The sequence below is a fragment of the Streptomyces sp. SAS_272 genome, assembly GCF_052543235.1.
The window spans coordinates 43,492-69,243 of record NZ_JBMNDR010000006.1 but is presented as its reverse complement, the minus strand read 5'-3'; the positions used below and the strand labels follow the sequence as shown (position 1 = coordinate 69,243).

The 25,752-nt window shown below is 74.3% G+C and carries 20 protein-coding genes and 1 pseudogene; 6 read left to right on the top strand and 15 right to left on the bottom strand.

Annotated features, from left to right (window positions below; genetic code table 11):
- Positions 1-96: 96 nt before the first annotated feature.
- Both ACN6LD_RS06670 and ACN6LD_RS06665 read left to right on the top strand, forming a co-directional pair.
- Positions 97-1,260: an exonuclease SbcCD subunit D gene (locus ACN6LD_RS06670; RefSeq protein ID WP_445042674.1), complete on the top strand. Its 1,164-nt coding sequence runs from the start codon at positions 97-99 to the stop codon at positions 1,258-1,260.
- Complete coding sequence (locus ACN6LD_RS06665; RefSeq protein ID WP_445042673.1) at positions 1,257-4,280, top strand: AAA family ATPase; 3,024 nt, start codon at positions 1,257-1,259, stop codon at positions 4,278-4,280. Before ACN6LD_RS06670 ends, ACN6LD_RS06665 begins: the two co-directional genes overlap by 4 nt.
- Here ACN6LD_RS06665 and ACN6LD_RS06660 read toward each other — a convergent pair.
- The gene (locus ACN6LD_RS06660) at positions 4,190-4,687 is read right to left on the bottom strand and encodes an Lrp/AsnC family transcriptional regulator (RefSeq protein ID WP_319196724.1); all 498 of its coding nucleotides are present in this window, start codon (positions 4,685-4,687) and stop codon (positions 4,190-4,192) included. The two genes, ACN6LD_RS06665 and ACN6LD_RS06660, sit on opposite strands and share 91 nt — an antisense overlap.
- 133 nt (positions 4,688-4,820) lie before the next feature.
- Here ACN6LD_RS06660 and ACN6LD_RS06655 point away from each other — a divergent pair, with 133 nt between their 5' ends.
- Positions 4,821-5,297 (top strand): rhodanese-like domain-containing protein, encoded by a 477-nt coding sequence (locus ACN6LD_RS06655; protein ID WP_445042672.1) that lies wholly within the window; start codon positions 4,821-4,823, stop codon positions 5,295-5,297.
- Between the two features lie 108 nt (positions 5,298-5,405).
- Here the strand turns inward: ACN6LD_RS06655 and ACN6LD_RS06650 are convergent, their stop codons facing one another.
- The 3 genes from ACN6LD_RS06650 to ACN6LD_RS06640 all read right to left on the bottom strand — a co-directional run bounded on the left by ACN6LD_RS06650 (position 5,406) and on the right by ACN6LD_RS06640 (position 8,790).
- On the bottom strand, positions 5,406-6,200 hold the full coding sequence (locus ACN6LD_RS06650) for an ATP-grasp domain-containing protein (protein WP_445042671.1): 795 nt from the start codon (positions 6,198-6,200) through the stop codon (positions 5,406-5,408).
- 361 nt (positions 6,201-6,561) lie between these two features.
- A complete protein-coding gene (locus ACN6LD_RS06645) occupies positions 6,562-8,265 on the bottom strand; it encodes a DUF885 domain-containing protein (RefSeq protein WP_445042670.1) in 1,704 nt (567 codons plus the stop codon).
- A 33-nt stretch (positions 8,266-8,298) separates the two neighbouring features.
- Positions 8,299-8,790, bottom strand: a complete 492-nt coding sequence (locus ACN6LD_RS06640; RefSeq protein ID WP_319189114.1) for an Lrp/AsnC family transcriptional regulator — start codon at positions 8,788-8,790, stop codon at positions 8,299-8,301.
- Positions 8,791-8,832: 42 nt separating this feature from the next.
- Here ACN6LD_RS06640 and ACN6LD_RS06635 point away from each other — a divergent pair, with 42 nt between their 5' ends.
- Positions 8,833-10,125: a trans-sulfuration enzyme family protein gene (locus ACN6LD_RS06635; RefSeq protein WP_445042669.1), complete on the top strand. Its 1,293-nt coding sequence runs from the start codon at positions 8,833-8,835 to the stop codon at positions 10,123-10,125.
- Positions 10,126-10,330: 205 nt separating this feature from the next.
- Here the strand turns inward: ACN6LD_RS06635 and ACN6LD_RS06630 are convergent, their stop codons facing one another.
- The 3 genes from ACN6LD_RS06630 to pdxR all read right to left on the bottom strand — a co-directional run bounded on the left by ACN6LD_RS06630 (position 10,331) and on the right by pdxR (position 15,161).
- Positions 10,331-11,749: a GNAT family N-acetyltransferase gene (locus tag ACN6LD_RS06630; RefSeq protein ID WP_319189111.1), complete on the bottom strand. Its 1,419-nt coding sequence runs from the start codon at positions 11,747-11,749 to the stop codon at positions 10,331-10,333.
- Between the two features lie 260 nt (positions 11,750-12,009).
- Positions 12,010-13,596, bottom strand: a complete 1,587-nt coding sequence (locus ACN6LD_RS06625) for an alkaline phosphatase D family protein (RefSeq protein WP_445042668.1) — start codon at positions 13,594-13,596, stop codon at positions 12,010-12,012.
- 128 nt (positions 13,597-13,724) lie between these two features.
- Complete coding sequence (gene pdxR, locus ACN6LD_RS06620) at positions 13,725-15,161, bottom strand: MocR-like pyridoxine biosynthesis transcription factor PdxR (protein ID WP_445042667.1); 1,437 nt, start codon at positions 15,159-15,161, stop codon at positions 13,725-13,727.
- Positions 15,162-15,209: 48 nt separating this feature from the next.
- Between pdxR and ACN6LD_RS06615 the strand changes: the two are divergent.
- Positions 15,210-15,995 (top strand): annotated as a pseudogene (locus ACN6LD_RS06615) (EamA family transporter); the annotation flags it as partial.
- A 96-nt stretch (positions 15,996-16,091) separates the two neighbouring features.
- On the opposite strand, the gene ACN6LD_RS06610 reads toward ACN6LD_RS06615, so the two are convergent.
- Positions 16,092-16,922 carry an alpha/beta fold hydrolase gene (locus tag ACN6LD_RS06610; RefSeq protein WP_319189105.1) on the bottom strand — a complete coding sequence of 277 codons (831 nt, stop codon included), beginning with the start codon at positions 16,920-16,922 and terminating at the stop codon, positions 16,092-16,094.
- Positions 16,923-17,179: 257 nt separating this feature from the next.
- Between ACN6LD_RS06610 and ACN6LD_RS06605 the strand changes: the two genes are divergently transcribed.
- Positions 17,180-17,941 (top strand): GntR family transcriptional regulator, encoded by a 762-nt coding sequence (locus ACN6LD_RS06605; protein ID WP_445042666.1) that lies wholly within the window; start codon positions 17,180-17,182, stop codon positions 17,939-17,941.
- A gap of 300 nt (positions 17,942-18,241) precedes the next feature.
- On the opposite strand, the gene ACN6LD_RS06600 is transcribed toward ACN6LD_RS06605, so the two are convergent.
- The 7 genes from ACN6LD_RS06600 to ACN6LD_RS06570 form a co-directional block, all read right to left on the bottom strand.
- Entirely contained in the window at positions 18,242-19,399 is a 1,158-nt protein-coding gene (locus ACN6LD_RS06600) for an ROK family transcriptional regulator (protein ID WP_319189102.1), read from the bottom strand.
- A gap of 88 nt (positions 19,400-19,487) precedes the next feature.
- Positions 19,488-20,036 (bottom strand): G/U mismatch-specific DNA glycosylase, encoded by a 549-nt coding sequence (gene mug, locus ACN6LD_RS06595; RefSeq protein ID WP_319189117.1) that lies wholly within the window; start codon positions 20,034-20,036, stop codon positions 19,488-19,490.
- Positions 20,033-21,478 (bottom strand): adenylosuccinate lyase, encoded by a 1,446-nt coding sequence (purB, locus tag ACN6LD_RS06590; protein ID WP_319189101.1) that lies wholly within the window; start codon positions 21,476-21,478, stop codon positions 20,033-20,035. Before purB ends, mug begins: the two co-directional genes overlap by 4 nt.
- Positions 21,479-21,651: 173 nt before the next feature.
- A complete protein-coding gene (locus ACN6LD_RS06585; RefSeq protein WP_445042665.1) occupies positions 21,652-22,437 on the bottom strand; it encodes an SGNH/GDSL hydrolase family protein in 786 nt (261 codons plus the stop codon).
- Between the two features lie 238 nt (positions 22,438-22,675).
- A complete protein-coding gene (locus ACN6LD_RS06580) occupies positions 22,676-23,689 on the bottom strand; it encodes a hemolysin family protein (protein WP_445042664.1) in 1,014 nt (337 codons plus the stop codon).
- Positions 23,686-25,020, bottom strand: coding sequence for a hemolysin family protein (locus ACN6LD_RS06575; protein WP_319189096.1), 1,335 nt, complete (start codon positions 25,018-25,020; stop codon positions 23,686-23,688). Before ACN6LD_RS06575 ends, ACN6LD_RS06580 begins: the two co-directional genes overlap by 4 nt.
- Before the next feature lie 220 nt (positions 25,021-25,240).
- On the bottom strand, positions 25,241-25,678 hold the full coding sequence (locus tag ACN6LD_RS06570) for a GNAT family N-acetyltransferase (protein WP_319189094.1): 438 nt from the start codon (positions 25,676-25,678) through the stop codon (positions 25,241-25,243).
- Positions 25,679-25,752: the final 74 nt, after the last annotated feature.

Below are 25,752 nucleotides of genomic sequence, written 5' to 3'. Positions count from 1 at the left end.
CAATGTCCGTAACCAACCTTTTCGCCGCCTGTCATGACGGTGCGATACGGGAGTAACCGCCCGTGCTGTCGGACCCGGCCGTTAGTCTCGGGGATCATGAGGCTCCTGCACACTTCCGACTGGCACCTCGGCCGGGCGTTCCACCGGGTGAACCTGCTCGGCGCCCAGTCCGAGTTCATCGGTCACCTGGTCGCCACCGTGCGCGAACGCGCGGTCGACGCGGTGGTCGTGTCGGGGGACGTGTACGACCGTGCGGTGCCCCCGCTCGCGGCGGTCGAGCTGTTCGACGACGCCCTGCACCGGCTGGCCGACGTCGGCGTGCCCACGGTGATGATCTCCGGCAACCACGACTCGGCCCGCCGGCTCGGCGTCGGCGCCGGACTCATCGGCCGGGCCGGCATCCACCTGCGCACGGACCCGACGGCGGCCGCCACCCCGGTCGTCCTCCAGGACGCCCACGGGGACGTCGCCTTCTACGGCCTGCCCTACCTCGAACCCGCCCTGGTGAAAGAGGAGTTCGGCGTGGAGAAGGCGAGCCACGAGGCCGTGCTCGCCGCCGCCATGGAGCGTGTCCGCGCCGACCTCGCCGCACGCGCCCGAGGCACCCGCTCCGTCGTCCTCGCCCATGCCTTCGTCACCGGCGGCGAGCCCAGCGACAGCGAGCGCGACATCACCGTCGGCGGGGTCGCGTCGGTGCCCGCCGGTGTCTTCGACGGCGTCGACTACACCGCCCTCGGCCATCTGCACGGCAGCCAGACCCTCACCGAGCGCGTGCGCTACTCGGGCTCCCCGCTGCCGTACTCCTTCTCCGAGGCCGAGCACCGCAAGACCATGTGGCTCGTCGACCTCGGCCCCGAGGGCGAGATCGCGGCCGAACGGATCGACTGTCCGGTCCCGCGCCCGCTGGCCCGCCTCCGCGGCCCCCTGGAGGACCTGCTCGCCGACCCCGCGCTCGCCCGCCACGAGGACGCCTGGGTCGAGGCGACGCTCACCGACGCCGTCCGCCCGGCCGACCCCATGGCCCGGCTCACCGACCGCTTCCCGCACGCCCTCAGCCTCGTCTTCGCCCCCGAGCGCGCCCCCGACGACCCGGACGTGTCGTACGCGCGGCGGCTGGCGGACCGCAGCGACCAGGAGATCGCCGAGGACTTCGTGACGCATGTGCGCGGCGCGGGGCCCGACGCCCGCGAACAGGGCGTGCTGCGGGACGCCTTCGACGCGGTGCGCGCGGACGACACGGCACGGGAGGTGGCCCGATGAGGCTGCACCGGCTCGTCCTGACCGCCTTCGGCCCCTTCGGCGGCACCCAGAGCGTCGACTTCGACGAGCTGTCCGCCGCCGGGCTCTTCCTGCTGCACGGGCCGACCGGCGCCGGCAAGACCTCGATCCTGGACGCCGTCTGCTACGCGCTGTACGGCTCCGTGCCCGGCGCCCGCCAGAGCGGCCAGGGTCTGACCCTGCGCAGCGACCACGCCGCCGCCGGCACCCGCACCGAGGTCGCCCTCGAACTCACCGTCGCCGGACGCCGGCTGGAGATCACCCGGCAGCCGCCCTGGGAGCGGCCCAAGAAACGCGGCGTCGGCACGACGGTGGAGAAGGCCCAGAGCGGGCTGCGCGAGCACGACGCGGCCGCCGGCGCCTGGAAGGACCTCAGCCGCTCCCACCAGGAGATCGGCGAGGAGATCACCCAGCTGCTCGGCATGAGCCGCGAACAGTTCTGCCAGGTCGTGCTGCTGCCCCAGGGCGACTTCGCCCGGTTCCTGCGCGCCGACGCCGAGGCGCGGGGGCGGCTGCTGGGCCGCCTCTTCGACACGCGGCGCTTCGCCGAGGTCGAGAAACGACTCGCCGAGCGCCGCCGCGCCACCGAGGCACGCGTGCGCGAGGGCGACTCCGCGCTGCTCGCCGACGCCCACCGGATGCAGCAGGTGGCGGGTGACGCCATGGAGCTGCCCGAGGCCGCCCCAGGAGAACCGGGTCTCACCGAGGCGGTGCTGGCCGCCGCCGCCGTCGCCCGCAGCACCGCACGCGAGCGGCTGACCGCCGCCCACTGCGGCCGGCTCGCCGCCGAGTCCGCCCAGGCCGCCGCCGAACGCACCCTGGCGGACGTGCGCGAACGGGCCCGGCTGCAGCAGCGGTTCGCCGACGCCCGTGAGCGCGCCGACGCCCTCGAGGAACGGGCCGGCGCCCACCGGGAGGCGCAGGCGCGGATGGAACGGGCGCGCAAGGCGGAGACGGTCGCGCCGGCCCTGGAACTGCGTGAGTCCGCCGACGCCGAGCACGGCGACGCGTCCGCCCGTGCCGCACGCGCGCGTGCCCTGCTCCCCGAGGGGTTCGAGGAGGCCGGCGCCGCGGGACTGGCCGCCGCCGCCCGCCGGGCCGCCGAGGAGCTGGGCGGGCTGGAGTCCGCCCGCCGCGGCGAGCGGCGGCTTGCCGACCTCGTCGCCGAGCGGACCGAACTGGACCGGCGGGAGCGGGACGACGACGAGGTCCTGGCGGAGACCGAGACCTGGCTCGCCGGATGGGAGGCCGTCCGCGACGGACTGCGGGCCGCCGTCGAAACCGCCCAGGAGGCCGCCACCCGCGCCGAACAGCTCGACGGCCGGCGGGAGCCCGCACGCCGCCGCCTCGAAGCGGCCCGGCGGCGCGACGAGCTGACCCGTGACCTGGAGGCCGGCCGGCGCAGGTCCCTCGCCTCCGGGGAGCACGCGCAGGCCGCCCGCGCGCACTGGCTCGCCCTCAAGGAGCAGCGCCTCGACGGCATCGCCGCCGAGCTGGCCGCCACCCTCGCCGACGGCGCACCGTGCGCCGTGTGCGGCGCCACCGAACACCCCGCGCCCGCCCGCAAGGTCGCCGGTCACGTCGACCGGGAGGCCGAGGAGCAGGCGCTCGCCGCGTGCCGGGTCGCCGAGGAGGACCACGCGGCGGACGAACGCCGTCTCGGCCACGTGCGCGAGGCGCTCGCCGGCGCGAGCGCCGAGGCCGGCGACGCACCCACGGACCGGCTCCTCGCCGAGGCGCAGGAGGTGGAGCAGGCCTACGCCCTGGCCCGCCGGGAGGCCTCGGCGCTGCACCCCGCGCGCGAGGAACTGCGGCAGGCCGAGCAGGAACACGAACGGCGCACGGCGGCCCAGCGCGAGGCCGCGGTGCGGGCCGCGTCCCGGGTGGGCCACCGGGACCGCCTGGAGCGGGAGCGCGCCGCCCTGGAGGCGGAGCTGACGCAGGCCCGGGGCGCGGCGGAGAGCGTCGCCGCGCGGGCCGCCCAGCTGGAGCGGCACGCGGCCCGGTTCACCGAGGCGGCCGAGGCCGCGCGCGCCGTGGAGGAGAGCGCCGCCCGCCTCAAGGCGGCCGACGGCCGCCTCGACGAGGCCGCGTTCCGGGCCGGCTTCGACACCCCGCGGGCCGCCGCCGACGCCCTGCTCGACGCGGCCGGACACCGTGAACTGCAACGCGTGCTGGACGTCCGACAGGTCGAGGAGGCCGCCGTCCGGGCCGTGCTCGCCGAGCCCGACACCATGGCCGCGGCCGGGCAGCCGCCCGCCGACCTCGCGGCCGCGCAGGCGGCTGCGGCCGCCGCAGCCGAACGCCTCCGCGCCGCCGCCTCCGCGCAGGACGCCGCAGCCCGCCGCTGCGCCGAGCTCGACCAGCTCTCCGCGCGTGCGGCCACCGGCGTGCGCCGGCTCGCGCCGGTGCGTGAGGAGTACGACCGGGTGGCCCGCCTGGCCGGCCTCACCGCGGGCACCTCGGCCGACAACGAGCGCAAGATGCGGCTGGAGGCATACGTGCTGGCGGCCCGCCTCGAACAGGTGGCGGCCGCCGCGACCGTACGGCTGCAGCGGATGTCGTCCGGCCGCTACACCCTCGTGCACTCCGACGACCGGGCGGGCCGCGGTCGCAGCGGGCTCGGGCTGCACGTGGTCGACGCCTGGACCGGGCGGGAGCGGGACACGTCCACGCTGTCCGGCGGCGAGACCTTCTTCGCCTCGCTCGCCCTGGCGCTCGGCCTCGCCGACGTCGTCACCGACGAGGCGGGCGGCGTCCGGCTCGACACCCTCTTCATCGACGAGGGGTTCGGCAGCCTCGACGACCAGACCCTCGACGAGGTCCTCGACGTCCTCGACTCGCTGCGCGAACGCGACCGCAGCGTCGGCATCGTCAGCCACGTCGCCGACCTGCGGCGGCGTGTCCACGCTCAGCTGGAGGTGGTGAAGGGCAGGTCGGGATCGGTGGTGCGGCAGCGGGGCACTCTGCCGAGCGGGCGCCGGGGGAGCGGCGAGGAGTAGACGACGCTCGTCGTGACCGACCCGAGCGCGCCGATCTTCCCCGACACCTCCTCCAGATGACGCATCGAGCGGGCGGCGACCTTGATCACGAAGCAGTCGTCGCCCGTCACATGGTGCGCCTCGAGGATCTCGGGCGTGACGGACACCAGATCGTGGAACGGCTTGTAGTTGCCGTTGGGGTAGCGCAGTCGCACGAACGCCAGGATGCCCAGGCCCAGCCGCTCCGGGTCCACGACGGCCGTATAGCCCTGGATGACGCCCGCCTCCTCCAGCCTGCGCACCCGCTCGGTGACGGCGCTCGCCGACATCGCCACCGCACGTGCCAGGTCGGCGAAACTGGCCCGGCCGTCCCGCTGGAGGACCTCGAGGATGCGCCAGTCGGTGGCGTCCGGGGAATACGCGGTCATGAGCGGAAGACTGCAGGGAAATCCCCGGCGAAGCAAGGCCGACGCCGTGGAACACCCCTTCGCTCGCGGTGATCGCCGCCGTAGGTTTTCGGTTGTAGCGAACCCGTCGGCACCCCGCGGAAAGGCCCCTGAGATGACTGCCACGACCCCCGTAGACCCGGTACTGCGCGTCGCCCCCGCCGCCCCGGCCGAGGCCGCCGCCCACTTCCGGGCGAGCCTCGCCTTCCACGCCGACGTCTCCGACGTGGCCGCCGCCCTCGCGGCCGGCGAACCCGGCTTCGTCGTCCTGGACTCCCGCTCCACCGAGTCCTGGGACCAGGGCCACATCCCGGGCGCCGTCCACCTGCCCACCGCGCTCATCGCCGAACAGGCCGAGCGGCTCCTCGACCGGGAGGTGCCGGTGGTGACGTACTGCTGGGGCCCCGGCTGCAACGGGGCCGCCCGGGCCGCCCTCGCGCTCGCCGAACGCGGCTACCGCGTCAAGGAGATGCTCGGCGGATTCGAGTACTGGGTGCGGGAGGGCTTCGCGTACGAGACCTGGGAGGGCGGCGGGCAGCGCGCCGCCGACCCGCTCACCGCCCCGGTCGACGCGCCGAACTGCGGCTGCTGACACGCATGCGGGCGCGACGACCCCTCCCTCCGCGACGGCGCGAACTGCCCGCTCGGCAAGGCCGGTTCGGTCCCGCCCGTACGCGGCCGCCCGTTCGGTCCCGCCCGTTCAGTCCCGCACGATCTCCGGCCACGGGCGCAGGAATCGACGGTCCGCCGCCGCGAACTCGCCCTCGGGCCGGGCCCCGTGCAGCACGACGTTGAGAGCGGCGTCCGCGTCGCACGCGTAATGCCCGCTGGCCCAGGCGGCGTTGGTCTCCACCACAGCCCATCCGCAGCCGTCGACCAGGCCGACGTCGACCACGACCGCGCTCGGCAGCCCCGTCCCGGCGAGGCGCCGGGCGAACGCGAGCACCTCGCCGCGCCGCGGGTCCCGTGCCAGCGGCGCCACATCGAGGTCGCCCCGGGTCGCGTACCGGCTGCCGGTGCGCACCTCGCCGTCCCGCAGGAACAGCCGGTACTCGACGGTGAAGGCGACGATGTCGCTGATCAGCACCGGTTCCGTGCCGTCGACGGCATCCGGGCCCGGCAGCCCGCTGCCGTCCGGGTAGACCCGGGCCGGGAAGCTCTTGTCGTTCGGCGGCTTCACGAACGCCGGACGCCGCAGCCGCCACGCCTCCGCGATCGTGGCGAACCCGATGTCCCGCGAGGTGAGTTCATGAGGCAGCCGGGCCAGCCAGTCCCCCGGGGCCTCGAGCAGCCCGACGCCCAGCTCCCGTGCCACCGCGTCCGCGAACAGCGGTCCGGCGTACAGGGAGGCTCCCGGGGCTCGACGCCAGGGTGCGGGCACCCGCCGTTCCCGCAACGTCTCGACTTGCATACCGCGCCGCCGTGCCGCGTCCGCGAGGGCGTGGCCGGTAGGGGTGAGGCGAGGGGAGAGGAACAGGGTGCGGGAGCCGGTCATGCGACGAGCGTGGCCCACCGGCGCCTCGGAGAACACCGATTTTCCCCCGCCCCCGCCACCGCCACCGCCCCCGACCCGGCCACCGCCACCGCCCCCGACCCGGCCCGCCGCCCCCTGCACCGCCCCCGCCGGCCCCGGCAACCCATCGCTGTCCTGGGCCTCGGCCCCGAGCCCCTGACCCAGGCCAGAGCACCGGGGCCTGCCCCGACCGCAGACGGCCCCTCGCCTCAGACGGCCCCTCGCCTCAGGCGGTCCCCGGCCCGGTCCGCTCCCCGGCCGGGTCCGTCCCCGGCGGGCTGGTTGGGGTCGGGGGCCGGGAACCGGCCGTGTCCGGGGCCGGGGCGGTCCGCGACGCGGAGGGTCAGAGTCGCGCCAGTTCGTCGACCAGGTCGTCGAGGCCCAGCGAGCCCTGCGAAAGGGCCGCCATGTGCCAGGACTTGAGGTCGAAGGCGTCGCCCCGGCGCTCGCGGGCCTTCTCCCGTCCGAGCAGCCAGGCCCGCTCGCCCAGCTTGTAGCCGATGGCCTGGCCGGGGATCGTCAGATAGCGGGTGAGCTCGCTCTCGACGAAGTCCGCGGGGCGGCTGCTGTGCGCGCCGAAGAACTCCTGCGCCAGCTCCGGCGTCCAGCGCTCGCCCGGGTGGAAGGGCGAGTCGGCCGGGATCGACAGCTCCAGGTGCATGCCGATGTCGATGATGACCCGCACCGCCCGCATCATCTGCGCGTCCAGATAGCCGAGCCGCTGCTCCGCGTCCGTGAGGAAGCCCAGCTCGTCCATGAGCCGCTCCGCGTACAGCGCCCAGCCCTCGGCGTTGGCGCTGACGATCCCGACGGACGCCTGGTAGCGGGAGAGGTCCCCGGCGACGTGCGCCCACTGCGCGAGCTGGAGGTGATGGCCGGGAACGCCCTCGTGGTACCAGGTGGAGACGAGGTCGTAGGCCGGGAAGCGGGTCTGTCCCATGGTCGGCAGCCAGGTGCGGCCCGGCCGTGAGAAGTCCTCCGAGGGAGGCGTGTAGTAGGGGGCGGCGGCGCTTCCCGCCGGGGCGATCCGCGACTCCACCTTCCGCACCCGCTCGGCGAGTTCGAAGTGGGTGCCGTCGAGGGCTTCGATCGCCTGGTCCATCAGGCCCTGCAGCCAGTCGCGGACCTCGTCCACGCCCTCGATGTGCCGGCCGTGCTCGTCGAGGTGGGCCAGCGCCGCCCAGGGCGTCTCAGCGCCCGGCAGGATCTTCTCCGCCTCCTTCTTCATCTCGGCGAACAGCCGGTGGTACTCCGCCCAGCCGTACGCGTAGGCCTCGTCGAGATCCAGGTCGGTGCCGTTGTAGTAGCGCGACCAGCGGGCGTAGCGCTCCCGGCCGACGGTGTCCGGCACGCCCTCGATCGTCGGCGCGTACACGTCGCGGACCCAGTCGCGCAGCTGCACGACCGCCGCGGTGGCCGCGCGCGCCGCCTCGTCCAGCTCGGCGCGCAGGGCGTCGGGCCGCGACTCGGCGCCGGCGGCCACGAACTCCTCGAACCAGCCTGGGCCCTCGCCGTCCGCGTCCGACCACTGCGTGAGCTGCTCGACGAAGGTGGCGGTCGGCCGCGGAGCGGCGTGGAGCTTGCGCTCCAGGCCCAGCGCGAGCGACTCGCGGTAGCCCGCGAGCGCCGTCGGCACGGCCCGCAGCCGCTCGGCGATCGCCGTCCAGTCCTCGTCGGTCCGGCTGGGCGTGACGGTGAACACCTCGCGCACATGGTGTGCGGGCGTGGCCATGTTGCCGACGGTGCGGAGCCCCTCGTCGGCGTCGTGCACGGCGAGCTGTGCGGTCAGCCGCTCACGCAGCAGGCGTGCGCACCGGCGCTCGATGTCACTGTCCGCGCCGGGCCTGAGCTCCGCCTCGTCGAGCTTCGCCAGGGTGTCGCGCGAGAGCCGCGCGAGCGCCTCCTGGCCCGCGGGCGAGAAGTCGGGCAGTCGGCTCGAACTCTCCTGCACGCCGAGGTAGGTGCCGGTCACCGGGTCGAGGGCGATGAGGTCGTCGACGTAGGCGTCGGCGATCTCGCGGGGAAGCGGGTTGGTGGTGTCTGACATGCGCTCCATCCTCGTACGACGGGGCGGCAGGCGTCACGGCATCTGTCCCGAACCCGTCGGCGGCAGCAGCGGTCCGCACTCCCACTGCTGGAAGATCAGCCGCGTCTCGACACGGGCCACCTCGCGCCGCGAGGTGAACTCGTCGAGCACGAGACGTTGCAGATCCGCCATGTCCGCGACGGCCACATGGACGAGATAGTCGTCGGGCCCGGTGAGGTGGAAGACGGTCAGCGCCTCCGGCATCGCCCGGATCCGTTCCACGAACGGCCCGACCAGCTCCCGCCGATGCGGGCGGACCTGCACCGACAGCAGCGCCTGCAGGCCGCGTCCCAACTTGGCCGGATCGAGCCGCAGCTGATGCCCGAGGATCACGCCCGAGCGGCGCAGCCGCGTCACCCGGTCCAGGCACGTCGACGGCGCGACGCCGACCTGCGCGGCGAGGTCGCGGTAGGTGGTCCGGGCGTCGTTCTGCAGCAGCCGCAGCAGCTGGAGATCGACCGGGTCCAGTACGACGGATTCGGCCATCGGCCGAACGTAGCACGGAGTCTGGATCCGATCACCCGTCCGATGTTCACTCTGCCGTCCATGGACTCAACCGTTGCGAGCACGCACGCGTACGACGGAGTACGCACGTACGGAGCGCCCCGCGCACGCGCCCGGGCACTGGCCACCGAGGCCGTGCACGCCGGACGGGACGACCTGGCCGGGCAGGGCCTGCACGCCCCGCCGATCGACCTGTCCACCACCTACCCCTCCTACGACAGCCGCGCCGAGGCCGCCCGCATCGACGCGTTCGCCGCGACCGGGGCGGAGCCGGACGGCCCGCCCGTCTACGGACGGCTGGGCAATCCGACGGTGGCCCGCTTCGAGACGGCGCTGGCCCGCCTCGAAGGCGCCGAAAGCGCGGTCGCCTTCGCCAGCGGGATGGCGGCGCTGACCGCGGTGCTGCTCGCGCGCGCCTCGGCCGGGCTGCGGCACGTCGTGGCCGTGCGCCCGCTCTACGGGTGCAGCGACCATCTGCTGACGGCAGGGCTGCTCGGATCGGAGGTCACCTGGACCGACCCCGCGGGGATCGCGGACGCGCTGCGCCCCGACACCGGGCTGGTCATGGTCGAGTCGCCCGCCAACCCGACGCTCGCCGAGGTCGATCTGCGGGCGGTCGCGCACGCCTGCGGCTCGGTTCCGCTGCTCGCCGACAACACCTTCGCCACGCCGGTGCTCCAGCGGCCGGCGGAGCAGGGCGCGCGACTGGTCCTGCACAGCGCCACCAAGTACCTCGGCGGCCACGGGGACGTGCTCGGCGGTGTCGTCGCCTGCGACGAGGAGTTCGCGGGGCAGCTGCGGCAGATACGTTTCGCCACCGGCGGCGTGCTGCATCCGTTGGCCGGGTATCTGCTGCTGCGCGGCCTGGCGACGCTTCCGGTGCGGGTGCGGGCGGCCTCCGCGACCGCCGCCGAGCTTGCCCGCCGGCTGGCGGCGGACCCGCGGGTCGCCCGCGTGCACTATCCGCGGATCGGCGGCGCGATGGTCGCCTTCGAGGTCGACGGCGACCCGCACGCGGTGATCGCCGGCGTCCGTCTGATCACCCCGGCGGTGAGCCTCGGGAGCGTGGACACGCTCATCCAGCACCCGGCGTCGATCAGCCACCGGATCGTCGACGCGGCGGAACGCCGGGGCGCGGGCGTGAGCGACCGGCTGCTGCGGCTGTCGGTCGGTCTCGAGGACGTCGAGGACCTGTGGGGGGATCTGGACGCGGCGCTCGACGGAAGCGGCCCGGTCCGCGAAGGGGAAGCGGAGGGCCGGGACGAACGGCTGGGGGCGCCGGCTCCCCGGCCCCTGCGGGGCACGGCCGCGGTGTGACCGTGTGAGAGCGGCCCGGCGGCATGCACCCCCGGGCCGCTCGTCATACGTGCTGCCTTGTCGTGTCCGGCGTCACCGTCCGGCGTCTGTGTCAGGTGTCCGCAGTCAGGTGTCCGCGTCAGGCGTCCGTGTCCGGCGTCGGGCTCCCGTCGTTCATCGCTGTCCGGCGTCGGGCTCCCGTCGTTCATCGCTCGCGGACGGACGTTCAGTCGCGTCGGACGCGTTCCTCGTAGCGCTGCTCCGACGTCCCCCGTGCCGCTGCGGCCTTCTCCAGCCGGGCGGTGACGACCAGGGTGCCCTCCTCGATCTGGTAGTCGAGGGGCAGTCCGAGGCCGCGCATCGCGGCGACCATGCCGGTGTTGGAGGCCTGCGTCACGGCGTACACGCTCCCGCAGTCCGCCTCCCGGGCCATCGCGACCAGCCGGCCGAGCAGTTCGGCGCCGATGCCGCGCCGCTGCCAGCCGTCCTCGACGAGCAGCGCGACCTCCGTCTCGTCACCGTCCCACAGCAGGTGGCCGAGGCCGACGATGCGGCCCGACCGCGTCTGCACGGCGAGGGTGCGGCCGAAGCGCGGGCTGAGCAGATGGTTGAGGTAGCGGTCCGCGTCGCCGACCGGCCCGTGGTAGCGCATTCCGAGCGTGCGCGCCGAGCATCGCTCGTGCATCTCCTTCGCCGCCGCGACGTCACCGGTGTCCGCCCTGCGCACGGTGATGTCCTCGCCCTCGGACAGCGTCAGGACGTCCTGGCCGTGCGGGATCCGCGGACCGAGCCGGGCGTCCAGCTCCACCAGCGCACGCGCGCGGGCGAACTCGGTCGGGGTGAACGGCAGATACGGCCGCTCCACCGTGATCACACCGCCGTCCGGCGCGGGCAGACGCATCACGGTGTCCTCCAGCGCGCCTTCCGGCGGCACGTCCGCGGCCCCGGCTCCGCCCGCCGCCGCGGGCAGCGAGCGGATCGTGCAGCGGCCGAGCAACTGCCGCAGCGCGAGCGGCAGTTCTGCGGCATCGAGGGCGGTACGGGTGGCCAGCCCGAGGACCCGCGTCGGCGCGTCCACCAGATCGTGGGCGTCGGCCCGCTCGATCCACGTGTCGCGGCCGCCCCCCAGCGCCACGGCACGGCTGATCTCGCCCGCCGCGAGCCCGCCGGGGGCCCGCAGCAGGAACTCGTCCACGGTGTCCTCGCCCAGCGGGTGCGTCTGCAGGCTCAGAATGTCCACCCGGCGCCCCGCGAGCGCCGCGCAGAGCGCGGCCAGTGACCCCGGGGCGTCCTGCACCGTCGTCCGCATCCGCCACAGGGTGCTCTCCTCGTCGACCGGCGAGGGGAGCGCGGACGGCCCGGCCTGCGGCTCCTCGGAGCGCGGCCGGGCACCGGTATCGCCGGCGGGCGGCGCATGGCCGTGGCGGCGTGCCCACCAGGTGTGGAACCCGGCCGTGGCGACGAGCGCGGCCGCCGACACCGACAGCAGCACCGGGCCGTCCGGACCGTGGCCCACCATGTTCGCCACTCCGTCGGCCACCGCTACGGCGGTGAAGAGCGCGGCGAGTTCCACCACGTCCCGCCGCCAGTGGTGCACCGGGCGTCCGCGCCGCGCGCGCATCACATCAGTCAGGTCTCGAGTCATGCAGCCACTGTGGAGGAACTGTGTTGCGTGATCACGAACGGTGTGTGACTGACGGGTAAAGGATGCTAATGCCCGTTTTGTTGAGCCTTGCATCACTCCTGGGCGTGCAATCCGCGGCACGCAGGCGGCGGGCGGGAAGCCCGCCGCCTGCCCGACGACGCCGGCGGCACGCCCGGCGCCGGGGCCGGCCGCGACGAGAGACCGCGCACCGGGGGATGACGCCGATGCGCGGCACAGGTCCGAGGCTACGGGACGGTGGGCTACTGCCCGACCAGCCCCGGCCGCAGCACCTTCGTGAAGAGAACGGAGCCGTCCTGCTCGCGAAGCCGCACGGTCAACTCCGCGCTGTCGCCGTCGATGTCGACCTCGCCGAAGAACTGGTAGCCGCCCGCGGGGGACACGTTCGCCGCGGTCGGCGCCTTCACGAACACCCGCTCCGGTCCGAACGTGCCGTCCAGCGCGGCGGCGGGGAAGGCGCCCGCGTTGAGGGGCCCGGAGACGAACTCCCAGAACGGCTCGAAGTCGGTGAACGCGGCCCGCGACGGCTGGTAGTGCTGCGCCGAGGTGTGGTGCACGTCGGCCGTCAGCCACACCGTCCCGGTGATCCGCCGGTGCTTGACGTACCGCAGAAGTTCGGCGATCTGCAGCTCACGGCCCAGCGGCGCGCCCGGGTCGCCCTGCGCCACGGCCTCGATGTTCGGCCGGCCCTCGGTGGTGTCCGGCACGACCAGGCCCAGCGGCATGTCGGCGGCGATCACCTTCCACACCGCGCGCGACCGCGACAACTCACGCTTGAGCCAGGCCAGTTGTTCGGCGCCCAGGATGCCCTGCGGGTCCGTGGTCTGGTTGTCGGGCGAGTTGGCGTTGCGGTACGTCCGCATGTCCAGCACGAACACGTCGAGGAGGGGCCCGTGGCGCACGACCCGGTGGACCCGGCCCTCCCGGGCGCCCGGACGCAGCGTCGAGATCGGGAAGTACTCGCTGAACGCCCGCCGCGCGCGCCCGGCGAGCACGTCGACGCTCTTCTGCGTGTAGCGGGGGTCGGAGTCGGCGACGACCTCGCCCGGGTACCAGTTGTTGCGGACCTCGTGGTCGTCCCACTGGACGATGGACGGCACCTGGGAGTTGAAGCGGCGCAGGTTCTCGTCGAGCAGGTTGTAGCGGAAGTTCCCGCGGAACTCGGCGAGGGTCTCGGCGACCTTCGACTTCTCCTCGGTGGTGACGTTGCGCCACAGAGTGCCGTCGGGCAGCGCCTGCGTCGCCGTCAGCGGGCCGTCGGCGTAGATGTTGTCGCCGCTGCACAGGAAGAAGTCGGGGTCGAGCCGTGCCATCGCGTCGAAGATGCGGTAGCCGCCGAGGTCGGGGTTGATGCCCCAGCCCTGGCCGGCGAGATCCCCGGACCACAGGAAGCGCACCCCGCGCCGGCGCCGCTGGGGCACGGTGCGGAAGGCGCCGGTCACCGGCTCACCGGTGCGGCGCGGGTCGTCCGGGTCGGCGAGCAGCACGCGGTAGTGGATCTGCTCGCCGGCCGGCAGCCCGTGCAGCCGGACGGCGCCGGTGAAGTCCGTGCCCGCGCCGAGCAGCGGACCGTGCAGGCGGCGGGCGCCGCGGAACGACTCGGTGGCCGCGGTCTCGACGATCATCCGCGCCGGACGGTCGGACCGCACCCACACCAGCCCGGAGTCGGACGTCACATCCCCGCTCTGCACGCCCCAGGCCGCCCTGGGCCGCCCGGACAACGCGAGTGCGGGCGCCGCGCCGACCGCGGCGGGCAGGGTCAGGGCCGCGGACGCGGCGAGCGAACCGCGCAGGACGCTGCGGCGACCCGGAAATGGACGGTGCGACATGAAGGGCCTCCTGGGACGGGAACCGGCCGGTGCACCGACAGACCTACGCGGGCCCCGCAGCGCACACGGAAACCGCGGATGAACAGCGGGACGCGCGCGCAAGGCCGCGGTCCGCGCGCTCCCGCGCGTCACCCGTCGGCGACGGCCTGCGCCATGAGGCGTACGCCGTCCAGGATGCGCGAGGGCGACAGGTGTGCGTAGCCCAGCACGAGGCGTAGCGACCCGTCGTGCGGCACGCGCGTGTGGGCGTACTGGTCCAGGGCGCGGACGTAGACGCCCGCGGCGGCCGCCCGTGCGAGGAACCGCTCCTGCGGTCCGTAGCGCTGCGGGAGTTCGGCGATGGCGTGCAGCCCCGCCGCGACGCCCGACACCCGCGCCCCGGGGAAGTGCTCACGGAGCGCGTTCACGACGGCGTCCCGCCGCTCGCGGTAGGCGCGTTGGCAGCGGCGCAACTGGCGGTCGTAGTCACCGCGCTCCACGAACCGGGCGAACAGCGCCTGGTCGAGCGCGGGATGGCCCAGATCCGTCGTCCGCTTGCGCTCGACGACCGCCTCGGCCAGCGCCTCGGGCACCAGCAGCCAGCCGAGGCGCAGTCCCGGCGCGAGGGACTTGCTAACCGACCCGGCGTAGGCCACGCGCTCGGGGTCCAGGCCCTGCAGGGCGCCCACGGGGGCGCGGTCGTAGCGGAAGTCGCCGTCGTAGTCGTCCTCGAGGACGAAGCCGTCCACCGACCTCGCCCAGTCCAGCAGCTCGGCGCGCCGCCGCGCGGAGTACGCGATCCCGGTGGGGAACTGGTGCGCCGGCGTCGTCACCACGGCCCGTACGCCCGACGACCGGAGCGGGTCCATGGCCAGACCCTCGTCGTCCAGCGGCAGGGGGACGGCCCGGACGCCCGCCCCCGCGTACAGGGCGCTGTGCTGGGGACTGCCGGGGTCCTCCACGCCGACGGCGGCCGTCCCGCGCGCGTGCAGGGCGAGGCCGAGCAGCGCGCTCGCCTGCGCGACGCCGGAGACGATCACGAGGCGCTCGGGGTCGGCGACCACGCCCCGGCGGCGGGCGAGGAGTTCGGCGAGCGCGAGGCGCAGCCGGGGCAGCCCGCGCGGGTCCGGATAGCCCAGCTGGTGGTGCGGCAGGTCGGCCAGGACGGCCCGATGTGCGGCGCCCCACGCGGCGCGCGGGAACAGCGACAGGTCCGGCGTCCCCGGCACGAAGTCGGCGCGTGCGCCCGGTGGGCGCGGAGCGAGGTCACGCGCGCGCGGCCGGGCGGCCCGGACGGCGCCGCCCACCCAGGTGCCCGCTCCGCGCCCGCTGCGCAGGTACCCCTCGGCCGTCAGCTGTTCGTACGCCTCCGTGACGAGCCCGCGCGAGACCCCGAGATCGGCGGCCAGGTCCCGGCTGGACGGCAGGCGGGCGCCCTGCGCGAGCAGCCCGGAGCGCACCGCGTCCCGCAGCGCGGCTTGGAGGGCGCGGCCACGCGCGCGGGCCGGGGCGGAAGCGGCCGGCAGCAGCACCTCCCAGGCCGCCGACGGCGAGGGCCCTTCGGGATCGGTCCCCGATGACGTCATGGAAGTGGACCTTAAACCGTGCCGCCGCCGCTCCTAGCGTCGGATTCCATGAACGTCACCGCTCTGCGCGGGTCGCTGCTCGCGGCGCTCGCCTGCGTCCTCGTCGGAGGATCCTTCACCGCCAACAGCGTCCTCGGCGCCTATCCCTACGCGGGCGGCCAGGCCCTGCGCTACGGCCTCGCCTGTCTGCTGCTCGTGCCTCTTTCCGGGGCGGGCGCGGGAGCCCGGCTGCGCACGCTCTCCCCGCGCCTGTGGGTGCGGCTCGCGCTGCTCGCGGCCGTCGGGGCGGTCGGCTTCAACCTCGCCGTGCTGGCCGCCGAACGCTCCGCGGAACCGGCCGTGCCCGGCGTCCTCGTGGGCTGCGCACCGCTCGTGGTGGCCGTCGTGGCGCCGGTGGTGGAGGGGCGTCGGCCCCGGCGCGAGGTGCTGTACGGGGCGACGCTGGTCGCCGTCGGCGCGTTCACGGTGCAGGGCTGGGGCCGGACGGACGCCGCGGGGCTCGGCTGGTCGGTGTGCGCGCTGGCCGGGGAGGTCGGCTTCGCGGTGCTCGCCGTGCCCGGTCTGCGGTTGCTGGGACCCAGGCTGTTGTCCGCCACGGTGTGCGCTCTCGCCACGGTCGAGTCGACGGCCGTCGGACTGGTGCTCGACGGCGGCGGGTGGCTGCGACGGCCGGACGGCGGGGAGGCCGCCGCGCTGCTGTGGCAGTCGGCGGCCGTCACCGTCGTCGGCTTCGTGTGCTGGTACATGGGCATCCAGCGGATCGGCGCGGAGCGCGCCACGCTCTTCTCGGGTCTCATCCCGGTGGCGGCCGCCTGCACCGCCCCGCTCGTGGGAACCGGCTCGTACGGGCCCGTCCAGGCTGTGGGGAGCGCCCTGGTCGGGGCCGGCGTCACGGTGGGCGCGGGCGCCCTGTCGCGCGCCCGCGGAGGTTCAGCGGCTGCCGTCGAGGATCACGCGCGCGACGAGTGCCGGGTCGTCGTTCATCGGGCAGTGGCCGCAGCCGGGCAGCCGCACGAGGCGGGCGGCCGGGATGACCTGCTTGGCGCGGACGCCCTGCCGGCGCACGAGCAGCCAGTCGCGGGCGCCCCAGCCGACGGTGACCGGGATGCCGGGCAGGTCGTCGGTGAACCGGACGGTGGTGCCGGCGCGCAGCGTCTGGTCGAACCCGGTGGCCTGGGCCAGGGCCAGCGTCTCGGCGACCACGGCCTCGGGTGAGCGGCGGCCGGGGCGGGCGTAGATGGTGCTGGTGAGGGCCGTGCGGCCGGCGGCCGTGCGTGCCAGGCGCTCGACGAGGGGCAGCGGCAGCCGACGGGAGATCTGCCGCATCGTGACCAGGACGCCGAAGGCGTAGCGCCGCTCGGCCTCCGACCAGAACCCGGCCGGGGACAGCGCCGTGACGGACCGTACGAGTTTCTCGCGGCCGAGTTCCAGGGCGAGCAGTCCGCCGAGCGAGTTCCCCGCCACATGGGGGCGGTCCAGTTCCAGCGCCTCGCAGAAGGCGCCGAACACGGCGGCCGTGGTGGGCAGGTCGTAGGCGAGCCCGTCCGGCAGGGCGGGGGAGACGCCGAAGCCGGGCAGGTCCACGGCGATCACATCGCGTTCGGCGGCCAGGATGTCCACGACCGGGTCCCAGGCCTGGCGGTGATGCCCGATGCCGTGCAGCAGGAGGAGCGGCTCGCCGCGGCCCACGCGCGCGTAGGAGACCGTGACGGGCAGTGGCCCCTCGGGGGAGGGGACCGTGAAGGAGACGGTGGCGGTCATGGGAGCTCCTCGTTCTGGCAGCGGGCCGTCGGACGCCGTAGACAGCTTGTCAGCAATTGCTACCGGCGGGTAGCCCTTTGAGCGAACCCTGTCATTCCGGACGTGTAGCGAGCGCTTTCCCCTTAGTGGCGACAGGGTTGGAGGATTGGTATTGACCAAGGGTGGGGCCCGTCCTATGGTCGCGAGAGAAGTAAAACAACCTTTAATAAACAAGGGCGCGAAAACGCCGCAGGACCACGGCGATTGCGGAGGACAGGGTGGGGACCACGCAACTGGAATCGGTGCCGGAACCGAAATACTGGCATCTCAAGACCGTGCTCAGCGAAGCGCTCGACTCCGAGTTCGCCGTGGGCGAGATCCTGCCCAACGAACGTGAGCTGGCCGCCCGCTTCGGCGTCGCCCGCGCGACACTCCGTCAGGCCCTGGAGCAGCTCGAGCTGGAGGGCCGGCTGCAGCGCCGCCGAGGTGTCGGCACCACCGTCGCGCCGCCCCGGATGGGCGTCGCCGTCGGAACGGAGCAGCGGGTCTGGCCGGGCGCGGGGGAGGACGCCTGGCAGGCCGTCGGCTGCACGCTCGCGGTGCCGCCCGCGGCCGTCGCCGCCGCCCTGGAGACCCCGCGCGAGCAGAGCGTGCACATCGTGCGCCGCTCGCGCGTGTCGCACGGTCAGCCCGTCGCCGCCGAGCTGCTGTACGTCCCGCAGACGTCGGCGCCCGACCTCAGTGCGATCGACGGCCCGTCCGAGGCCGCACGCGCGCGTGCGGTGCTGCGCGAGCTGCACCGCCTCGAACTGCAGGGCCAGGACAGCGCCGTGGAACTGGGCTCGGCGCGCGCGGACGACGCGAGGGAACTCGACCGGCTACCCGGCGCGCCCGTCCTCGTCGTCACGACCCGCTACTTCGCCGAGGGCCGTACCGCCGCGCTCTCCGTGGCCACGTACCGCGCGGACACCTGCCGGCTGACGTTCGGCGCGTCCGGCGGCGTGGAGATACACCACGGTCCGGAGCAGGAGGCCTCCTGAGCGCCGCGTGCACCGCGGGCCGCGTGCCGCAGGCTCCCTGAACAGCCTGCGGCGCGCCCGCCCCGACCACCGCGCGAACGCCACCGGCCGCCCGCAAGAGCGACCGGTCGCCTGTGCAAGCCACCGTCCGCCCGCGAAAGCCGTACGGCGGTCGCGCAGCCGCGAAGCCCGGCGCCCCGGAACTCCTCCGGGGCGCTCGGCGTTCCACCCGTCACGGACGGCACGCCGGGTGAAGGCCCGCCGCCGCGCCGGGTGAAGGCACCCCCCGCCGCGCCGGGTGAAGGCCCACCGAGCTGAGGCTCACCGCCGCGCCGTGACCGTGCCCTCCACGGCGAACAACTGCTCCTCCACGTGATCGAGGGCGAGCCGCAGCGCCCCCGTCGCCACCGCCGCCTCCCCGAGCATCGACAGGGCCACGCTCGGCGGCCGCAGACAGTAGCGTGCCAACTCGGCGCGCAGTGGCTCCAGCACGCCGTCCAGGCCGGCCGCCCAGCCGCCGACCACGACCAGCTCCGGGTCCAGCGCCAGCACCAGCGCGGCCACGTCGTGCACCAGCCGCTGGATGAAGCGGTCCACCGCCGCCCGGGCCCGCAGGTCGCCTCCCCGGGCCTGCGCGAACACCTTCGCGACGGCCTGTTCGTCCAGCGGATGGAGCGGCTCGTCCGTCGTGGACAACAGCGTCTCCGGGGTCACCTCGCGGCCCAGCAGATGCAGCGCGCCGATCTCCCCGGCCGCGCCGCCGTACCCGCGGTGCAGCCGCCCCCCGATCAGCGCGCCGGCCCCGGGGCTCAGCCCGGCCAGCACGAAGACGACGTCGTCGGACTCGGTGGCCGAACCCTTCCAGTGCTCGGCCACGGCGGCGGCGTTGGCGTCGTTCTCCACCAGCACCGGGCATTTGAACGAACGGCTCAGCCGCTCGCCGAGGCGCAGCCCCGTCCACTCGGGCAGCGCGGTGCCCAGCCGGATCGTGCCGTCCGCCTCCACGATCCCGGGCGTGCCGACCCCGACCGCCCGCAGCGAACTGCGCGGGACGCCGGCCCGGCGCAGCAGTTCCGCCACCGCCGTGCGCAGCCGTTCCAGCCGCTCGTCGGCCGGAGCCGCCTCGTCGACGTCCCTGGCCTGGGCGCCCAGCACACGGCCGTCCAGGTCGGACAGCAGCGCGGCCACCCGGTGGGACCCGATCTCCAGACCCAGCAGATGCCCCGCCTCCGCCCGGAACCGGAACCGTCGCGCGGGCCGCCCCTGTCGGCGGGCGACGCTCTCGTCAGCGGCCTTCTCGACGACGAGCCCCGCCGCGATCAGATCCTCGACGACCCCCTCCACCGTCGGCCGGGACAGCCCGGTGACGCGGGTGATCTCGGTGAGCGTCGCGCAGTCCGCGGCACGCAGTGCGTGCAGCACCACCGCGGAATTGATCCTTCGCAGCAGCGAGGGGTCCCCGCCGGTCAGCCGCCCCAACGTCCGTCCTCCCAGCTCGTGCGCGTGTTGGGCGGATCGTACTCGGCGCGGCGCACCCCGGCGAGTGCCCGGCCGGCTCTGAAGGCCGTCAGTCTTCCGCCGCCGCCAGCCGCAGCCGTGCGAACTCCTGCGCCATCGTCGCGGTGGTCCAATGCGCGTTCAGCCCGCTGGGGTTGGGCAGCACCCACACGCGGGTGTCGCCGATGCGCCGCTCCTGCGGGCCCACCACGGCCTTGCGGTCCTCGAACGCCGCCCGGTACGCGGTCACGCCCACCACGGCCAACCACCGGGGTTCCCGCAGTGCCACCTTGTCCGCGAGCAGCCGCCCGCCGTCCCGGTACTCCTGCGCCGTGAGCTCGTCCGCCCGTGCGGTCGCCCGGGCCACCACGTTGGTGATGCCCAGCCCGAAGGCGAGCAGCTCCTCCTGCTCCGCGGGCTTCAGCAGCCGCGGAGTGAAGCCTGACAGGTGCAGCACCGGCCAGAAGCGGTTGCCCGGGCGGGCGAAGTGGTGGCCGGTGGCCGCCGTCATCAGGCCCGGGTTGATGCCGCAGAACAGCACGCGGAGACCGTCCGCGACGACGTCCGGAACGAGACGGTCGCGGGCGGCCTCCAGCTCGGCCTGGGTGAAGCGCGTCAGAGGATCGCTCCGGGCGTGTATCCGGCCGCCTCGGGGCGCTGCTTCACGATCTCCTCGACCCGGCCCACGACCGCGGCCACCTGGGCTGCCGCGGCGCCCGTGAACGACAGCTTGTCGGCCATGAGCGCGTCCAGCTGGGCGCGGTCCAGCGGCAGGCGCTCGTCGGCGGCCAGCTTGTCCAGCAGCTCGTTGCGCTCGGTGCCCTGCTCCCGCATCGCCAGCGCCGAGGCCACGGCGTTCTCCTTGATCGCCTCGTGCGCCACCTCACGGCCGACGCCCCCGCGCACGGCGCCCATCAGCACCTTCGTGGTGGCGAGGAACGGCAGGTAGCGGTCGAGCTCCCGTGCGACGACGGCCGGGAACGCCCCGAACTCGTCGAGCACCGTCAGGAAGGTCTCCAGCAGGCCGTCCAGTGCGAAGAACGCGTCCGGCAGCGCGACCCGGCGCACCACCGAGCAGGACACGTCGCCCTCGTTCCACTGGTCGCCCGCCAGCTCGCCGGTCATCGACGCGTAGCCGCGCAGAATGACCATCAGGCCGTTGACGCGCTCGCAGGAGCGGGTGTTCATCTTGTGCGGCATGGCGGAGGAGCCGACCTGGCCGGGCTTGAAGCCCTCGGTCACCAGCTCGTGCCCGGCCATCAGCCGGATCGTCTTCGCCAGCGAGGAGGGAGCCGCCGCGAGCTGCACCAGCGCGGTCACGACCTCGTAGTCCAGCGAGCGCGGGTAGACCTGGCCGACGGAGGTGAAGGCCTGCGCGAAGCCCAGATGACCGGCGATCCGGTCCTCCAGCTCGGCCAGCTTCGCGGCGTCGCCGCCCAGCAGGTCCAGCATGTCCTGCGCGGTGCCGACCGGGCCCTTGATGCCGCGCAGCGGGTAGCGCTCCAGCAGCTCCTCGACCCGGCCGTACGCCACGAGCAGCTCGTCTGCGGCAGTGGCGAACCGCTTGCCGAGCGTGGTGGCCTGGGCGGCCACGTTGTGGGAGCGGCCGGCCACGACCAGCTCGCCGTACTCGCCGGCCAGCTTGCCCAGCCGGGCGAGGACGGCCACCGCGCGGTCGCGGACCAGCTCCAGCGACAGACGGATCTGCAGCTGCTCGACGTTCTCCGTGAGGTCGCGGGACGTCATGCCCTTGTGGACCTGCTCGTGCCCGGCGAGGTCGTTGAACTCCTCGATGCGGGCCTTCACGTCGTGGCGCGTGACCTTCTCGCGTTCGGCGATCGAGGCGAGGTCGACGGTGTCGAGGACACGCTCGTAGTCGGCGATCGCGGTGTCCGGCACCTCGATCCCGAGGTCCCTCTGGGCCTTCAGCACGGCGAGCCAGAGCTGACGCTCCAGCCTCACCTTGTGCTCGGGGGACCAGAGCGTGGCGAGCTCGGCGGAGGCGTAGCGTCCGGCGAGGACGTTGGGGATGCGGGGCTTGGCGGCGGCAGCGGAAGTCACGTGGAGGGATTCTACTGGCGCTTCGTGCAGGTCGGCGCAGCGGTCCGGTTCAGCGGAACCTACGAGACCGGCGTCACTCCCGCCGCGCGGACGGACGTCACCCTCCGCGCGGACAGGCGTCGCGCCCGCGCATGGGGCCGACTCACGCCCGCGCGCGGACGGGCATCGTCCGCCTACGCCTGGCTCTCGTACGGCAGGAGATCGGGGCGCTTGGGCGGCAGGCCGTCCCCGGAGGACCGGCCCGTCAGCCGGCGGCCTATCCACGGCAGCAGGTACTGCCGGGCGAATTGTGCGTCCGCGACGCGCCGGGCGGCCCAGCCCGGGGGCAGGGTGGCCGGCATCGGCAGATGCCAGTCGGCGTCCTCGGCCTCGTGCCCGAGGGTCTGCCAGACCGCCTCGGCGACCCGGCGGTGGCCCTCCGACGTCAGGTGCAGCCGGTCGACGTCCCACATGCGCGGGTCGCTGAGCGAGGGAGCGCCGTACAGGTCGGCGACGAGCGCGCCGTGCCGCTCCGCCAGCTCTTCGACGCACACGAACAGCTCCTCCATACGCGGCCGGAAGCGCTCCAGGACGGGTCCCTGCCGGCCCGGGCTGCGCATCAGCACGAGCTGCTTGCAGGACGGGGCCAGCCGCTCCACGGCCTCGGTCAGCAGGCCCTTGACCCGGCCCATGTCGCATGTGGGGCGCAGGGTGTCGTTGAGACCGCCGACCAGGGTGATCACGTCCGCGCCCATCGCGGCGGCCACCGGCACCTGTTCGTCGACGATCTGTCCGATCAGCTTGCCGCGCACCGCGAGGTTGGCGTACCGGAAGCCGGGGGCGCGGACGGCCATCCGCGCGGCGAGGAGGTCTGCCCAGCCTCGGTAGGAGCCGTCGGGCAGCAGGTCCGACATGCCCTCGGTGAAGGAGTCGCCGACGGCGACCAGGCTGGAGTACGGGGGAATGGTGTTCGTCTGCATGGCGACACCGATGGTAGCCCGAGTCTCATACCCGTCGGTCGGTCGGATGCCGTCCCGGGACGCCGGCCCCCGGTCCCCGGCCCCCTGTCCCCGGCGGTCGGGCGCCCGGAGGTCGGTCCGCCGGGGGCAGGTCGTCGATCGGACGGTTAGCCTCCACCTCCGGCCCGGCGGCGCGGGCTTTCCCGGGGCTCGGCCTCCCTGGGGAGGCCGGCCTCCGTGCCCGTGAGCGAGAGGACGACTACGCCCGTTGTCCGAACAGCTCCTGGAGCACGTCCTCCATGGTGACCAGGCCGGCCAGCCTGCCGTCGGAGCCGAGCACGGCCGCCAGATGCGTCCGGCTGCCCCGCATCGCGGTGAGGACGTCGTCCAGCGGGGTCGTCTCCCGCACGCGCGCGATGGCCCGCATGTCCTGCAGCCGGAACGCCTGGTCCCGCGGTGAGGCGTCCAGCGCGTCCTTCACGTGCAGGTAGCCGACGATCCGGCGGCCCTCGTCCACCACCGGGAAACGGGAGAACCCGGACGCCGCCGCCAGCTCCTCCAGCCCCTCCGGAGTGACGCCCACGCGCGCGTAGACGACGCGTTCCAGCGGCAGGACGACGTCCCGCACCGGGCGGCGGCCCAGTTCCAGGGCGTCGTGCAGGCGCTCCTGGGCACGGTCGTCGATGAGGCCCGCCTCGCCGGCGTCCCGGACGATCTGCGCCAGCTCCGCGTCCGAGAAGGTCGCGGTGACCTCGTTCTTCGTCTCGATCCGCAGCAGCTTCAGCAGCCCGTTGGCGAAGGCGTTGACGGCGAAGATGACAGGCCGCAGCGCCCGGGCGAGCGTGACCAGCGGCGGTCCCAGCAGCAGGGCGCTGCGCACCGGCTCGGCGAGCGCGATGTTCTTCGGCACCATCTCGCCGAGCAGCATGTGCAGATAGGTGGCGGCCGCCAGCGCGATCACGAAGGACACCGCGTGTCCGGCGCCCTCGGGCACGCCGACAGCGTGGAACACCGGCTCCAGCAGGTGCGCGATGGCCGGCTCGGCGACCACGCCGAGGACCAGCGTGCACAGCGTGATGCCGAGCTGTGCCGCGGCCATCAGCGCGGACACGTGCTCCAGACCCCACAGCACGCTGCGCCCGCGCCGGTCGCCCTGTTCGGCGTACGGCTCGATCTGGGAGCGGCGGACCGAGATCAGCGCGAACTCGGCCCCGACGAAGAACGCGTTGACGACGAGGGTCGCCAGCCCGATGAGCAACTGGACGGCGGTCACTGCCCGGCCCCTTCCACGTGGGTGTCGGCGAGCGGGGCGTGCAGCAGCACGCGCGCGGCCCGGCGGCCGGAGGCGTCCACCACGTCCATCCGCCAGCCGGCGATCTCGACGGTGTCGCCGACGGCCGGTATCCGGCCCAGCTCGGTGGCCACGAGCCCGGCCAGCGTCTCGTACGGTCCCTCGGGCGCGTGCAGGCCGACGCGCGCGAGCTGGTCGGTGCGGGCGGCGCCGTCGGCCGAGTACAGGGCGCGGCCGTCGTCGTCGGTGCCCGCGTGCGCCAGTTCGGACGTCTCGTGCGGGTCGTGTTCGTCGCGGACCTCGCCGACGACCTCCTCGACGATGTCCTCCAGCGTCGCCACGCCCGCGGTCCCGCCGTACTCGTCGATGACGACGGCCATCGTCCGCTTGCCGGACAGCCGGTCCAGCAGCCTGTCCACGGTGAGCGACTCGGGGACGAGGAAGGGGTCGCGCATGATCTCGGCGACGGGCACGCGCGCGCGTCGCCCGGCGGGCACCGCCAGCGCGTCCTTGATGTGCGCGGTCCCCACCACCGAGTCGAGGTTCCCGCGGTAGACGGGGAAGCGGGACAGACCCGTCGCCCGGGTCGCGTTGGCCACGTCCTCGCAGGTCGCCGTCGCGTCGAGGGCGATGACCTGTACGCGCGGGGTCATCACGTTCTCCGCCATGAGGTCGGCCAGGTTCAGCGTGCGCACGAACAGCTCCGCGGTGTCCGCCTCCAGAGCGCCCTCCCGGGCGGAGTGCCGGGCCAGGGCCGCGAGCTCCTGGGGACCTCGGGCGGCGACGAGCTCCTCGGTGGGCTCCACGCCGAAGCGGCGCACGATGAGGTTCGCGGTGTCGTTGAGATGGCTGATGAAGGGCCGGAAGGCGGCGCTGAACCAGCGCTGTGCGTTGCCCACGCTCTTGGCCACCGCGAGCGGTGAGGAGATCGCCCAGTTCTTCGGCACCAGCTCGCCGACGACCATCAGGAACACGGTCGACAGGGCCGTGCCCAGCACCAGCGCGACGGAGCTCGACGTGGAGGCGGACATGCCGAGCGATTCCAGTGGTCCTGCGATCAGCTTGGCGATCGACGGCTCGGACAGCATGCCGACCACCAGGTTGGTGACGGTGATGCCGAGCTGGGCGCCGGAGAGCTGGAAGGTGAGGTTGCGCACCGCCTTGAGCGCTCCGGCCGCGCCGCGTTCGCCGCGCTCCACCGCCCGCTCCAGCTCGCTGCGCTCGACCGTGGTCAACGAGAACTCGGCGGCGACGAAGGCGCCGCACGCGAACGACAGCAGGATCGCCACCAGGAGCAGCAGCACTTCGGTCATCGGGTCTCCTCCGTCCCAGGATCGGGCAGTGCGGGACGGAGCGCGCGACAACGGGCGCGGGAACGCGTGCGGGTTGCGGAGCGTGCACGGGAACGTGTGCGGGGAGGCTCGCCCATGGGCGGACGCTCACACCTTTCATGAGGTCGTCGGGGGGCGTGCGGGTGATCCGCACGACCCCTAAGGGTAAAGGATCGGCAAAGCGGTCCGGTCGGGCTCCGGGTCAGCCGGTGAGCGGCTTGACCCAGCGCCGCCACTTCTCTTCGGGCGCGTACCCCGCGGCGCGCCAGGCATGATGCGCCGTCTCGTTGCGGGTGAGCACCATCGCGTCCCCGCGCCGACCGCCGAGCCGCACGAACCGCTCCTCCGCGGCGGCGAGCAGCGCCGTGCCGATGCCCTGACGGCGGCGCTCCGGGTGCACCGCCAGCCGGTACAGATGACACCGCCACCCGTCGAATCCGGCGATCACCGTGCCGACGAGCTCCACGCCCTGCGCGCCGCCCTGCTCGGCGAGGATCAGCGCCTCGGGATCGCGGGCGACCAGCCGTTCCACCCCGCCGCGGTCGTCGCTGATGCTCGTGCCCTCGGCGGCGGCCTTCCAGAAGGCCAGCACGGCGTCCAGGTCCTCGGGCGTTGCCGCCCGTATATGCAGATCAGACATACGGCGATCCCATCACGGGCGACGCGCCCGGACCTGGAATTCCAGGATCCGGACGCGCTCCCCGGCGGTCTGCG

Bases quoted from the DNA above. Each gene is read 5' to 3' on its own strand.
- ACN6LD_RS06635 (WP_445042669.1), top strand. From the start codon at position 8,833: ATGTTCACTCTGCCGTCCATGGACTCAACCGTTGCGAGCACGCACGCG.
- ACN6LD_RS06585 (WP_445042665.1), bottom strand. From the start codon at position 22,437: ATGCAGACGAACACCATTCCCCCGTACTCCAGCCTGGTCGCCGTCGGC.
- ACN6LD_RS06575 (WP_319189096.1), bottom strand. From the start codon at position 25,020: ATGACCGAAGTGCTGCTGCTCCTGGTGGCGATCCTGCTGTCGTTCGCG.
- ACN6LD_RS06640 (WP_319189114.1), bottom strand. From the start codon at position 8,790: ATGGCCGAATCCGTCGTACTGGACCCGGTCGATCTCCAGCTGCTGCGG.
- ACN6LD_RS06625 (WP_445042668.1), bottom strand. From the start codon at position 13,596: ATGTCGCACCGTCCATTTCCGGGTCGCCGCAGCGTCCTGCGCGGTTCG.
- ACN6LD_RS06630 (WP_319189111.1), bottom strand. From the start codon at position 11,749: ATGACTCGAGACCTGACTGATGTGATGCGCGCGCGGCGCGGACGCCCG.
- ACN6LD_RS06570 (WP_319189094.1), bottom strand. From the start codon at position 25,678: ATGTCTGATCTGCATATACGGGCGGCAACGCCCGAGGACCTGGACGCC.
- ACN6LD_RS06660 (WP_319196724.1), bottom strand. From the start codon at position 4,687: ATGACCGCGTATTCCCCGGACGCCACCGACTGGCGCATCCTCGAGGTC.
- ACN6LD_RS06650 (WP_445042671.1), bottom strand. From the start codon at position 6,200: ATGACCGGCTCCCGCACCCTGTTCCTCTCCCCTCGCCTCACCCCTACC.
- ACN6LD_RS06665 (WP_445042673.1), top strand. From the start codon at position 1,257: ATGAGGCTGCACCGGCTCGTCCTGACCGCCTTCGGCCCCTTCGGCGGC.
- ACN6LD_RS06655 (WP_445042672.1), top strand. From the start codon at position 4,821: ATGACTGCCACGACCCCCGTAGACCCGGTACTGCGCGTCGCCCCCGCC.
- ACN6LD_RS06670 (WP_445042674.1), top strand. From the start codon at position 97: ATGAGGCTCCTGCACACTTCCGACTGGCACCTCGGCCGGGCGTTCCAC.
- pdxR (WP_445042667.1), bottom strand. From the start codon at position 15,161: ATGACGTCATCGGGGACCGATCCCGAAGGGCCCTCGCCGTCGGCGGCC.
- ACN6LD_RS06645 (WP_445042670.1), bottom strand. From the start codon at position 8,265: ATGTCAGACACCACCAACCCGCTTCCCCGCGAGATCGCCGACGCCTAC.
- ACN6LD_RS06610 (WP_319189105.1), bottom strand. From the start codon at position 16,922: ATGACCGCCACCGTCTCCTTCACGGTCCCCTCCCCCGAGGGGCCACTG.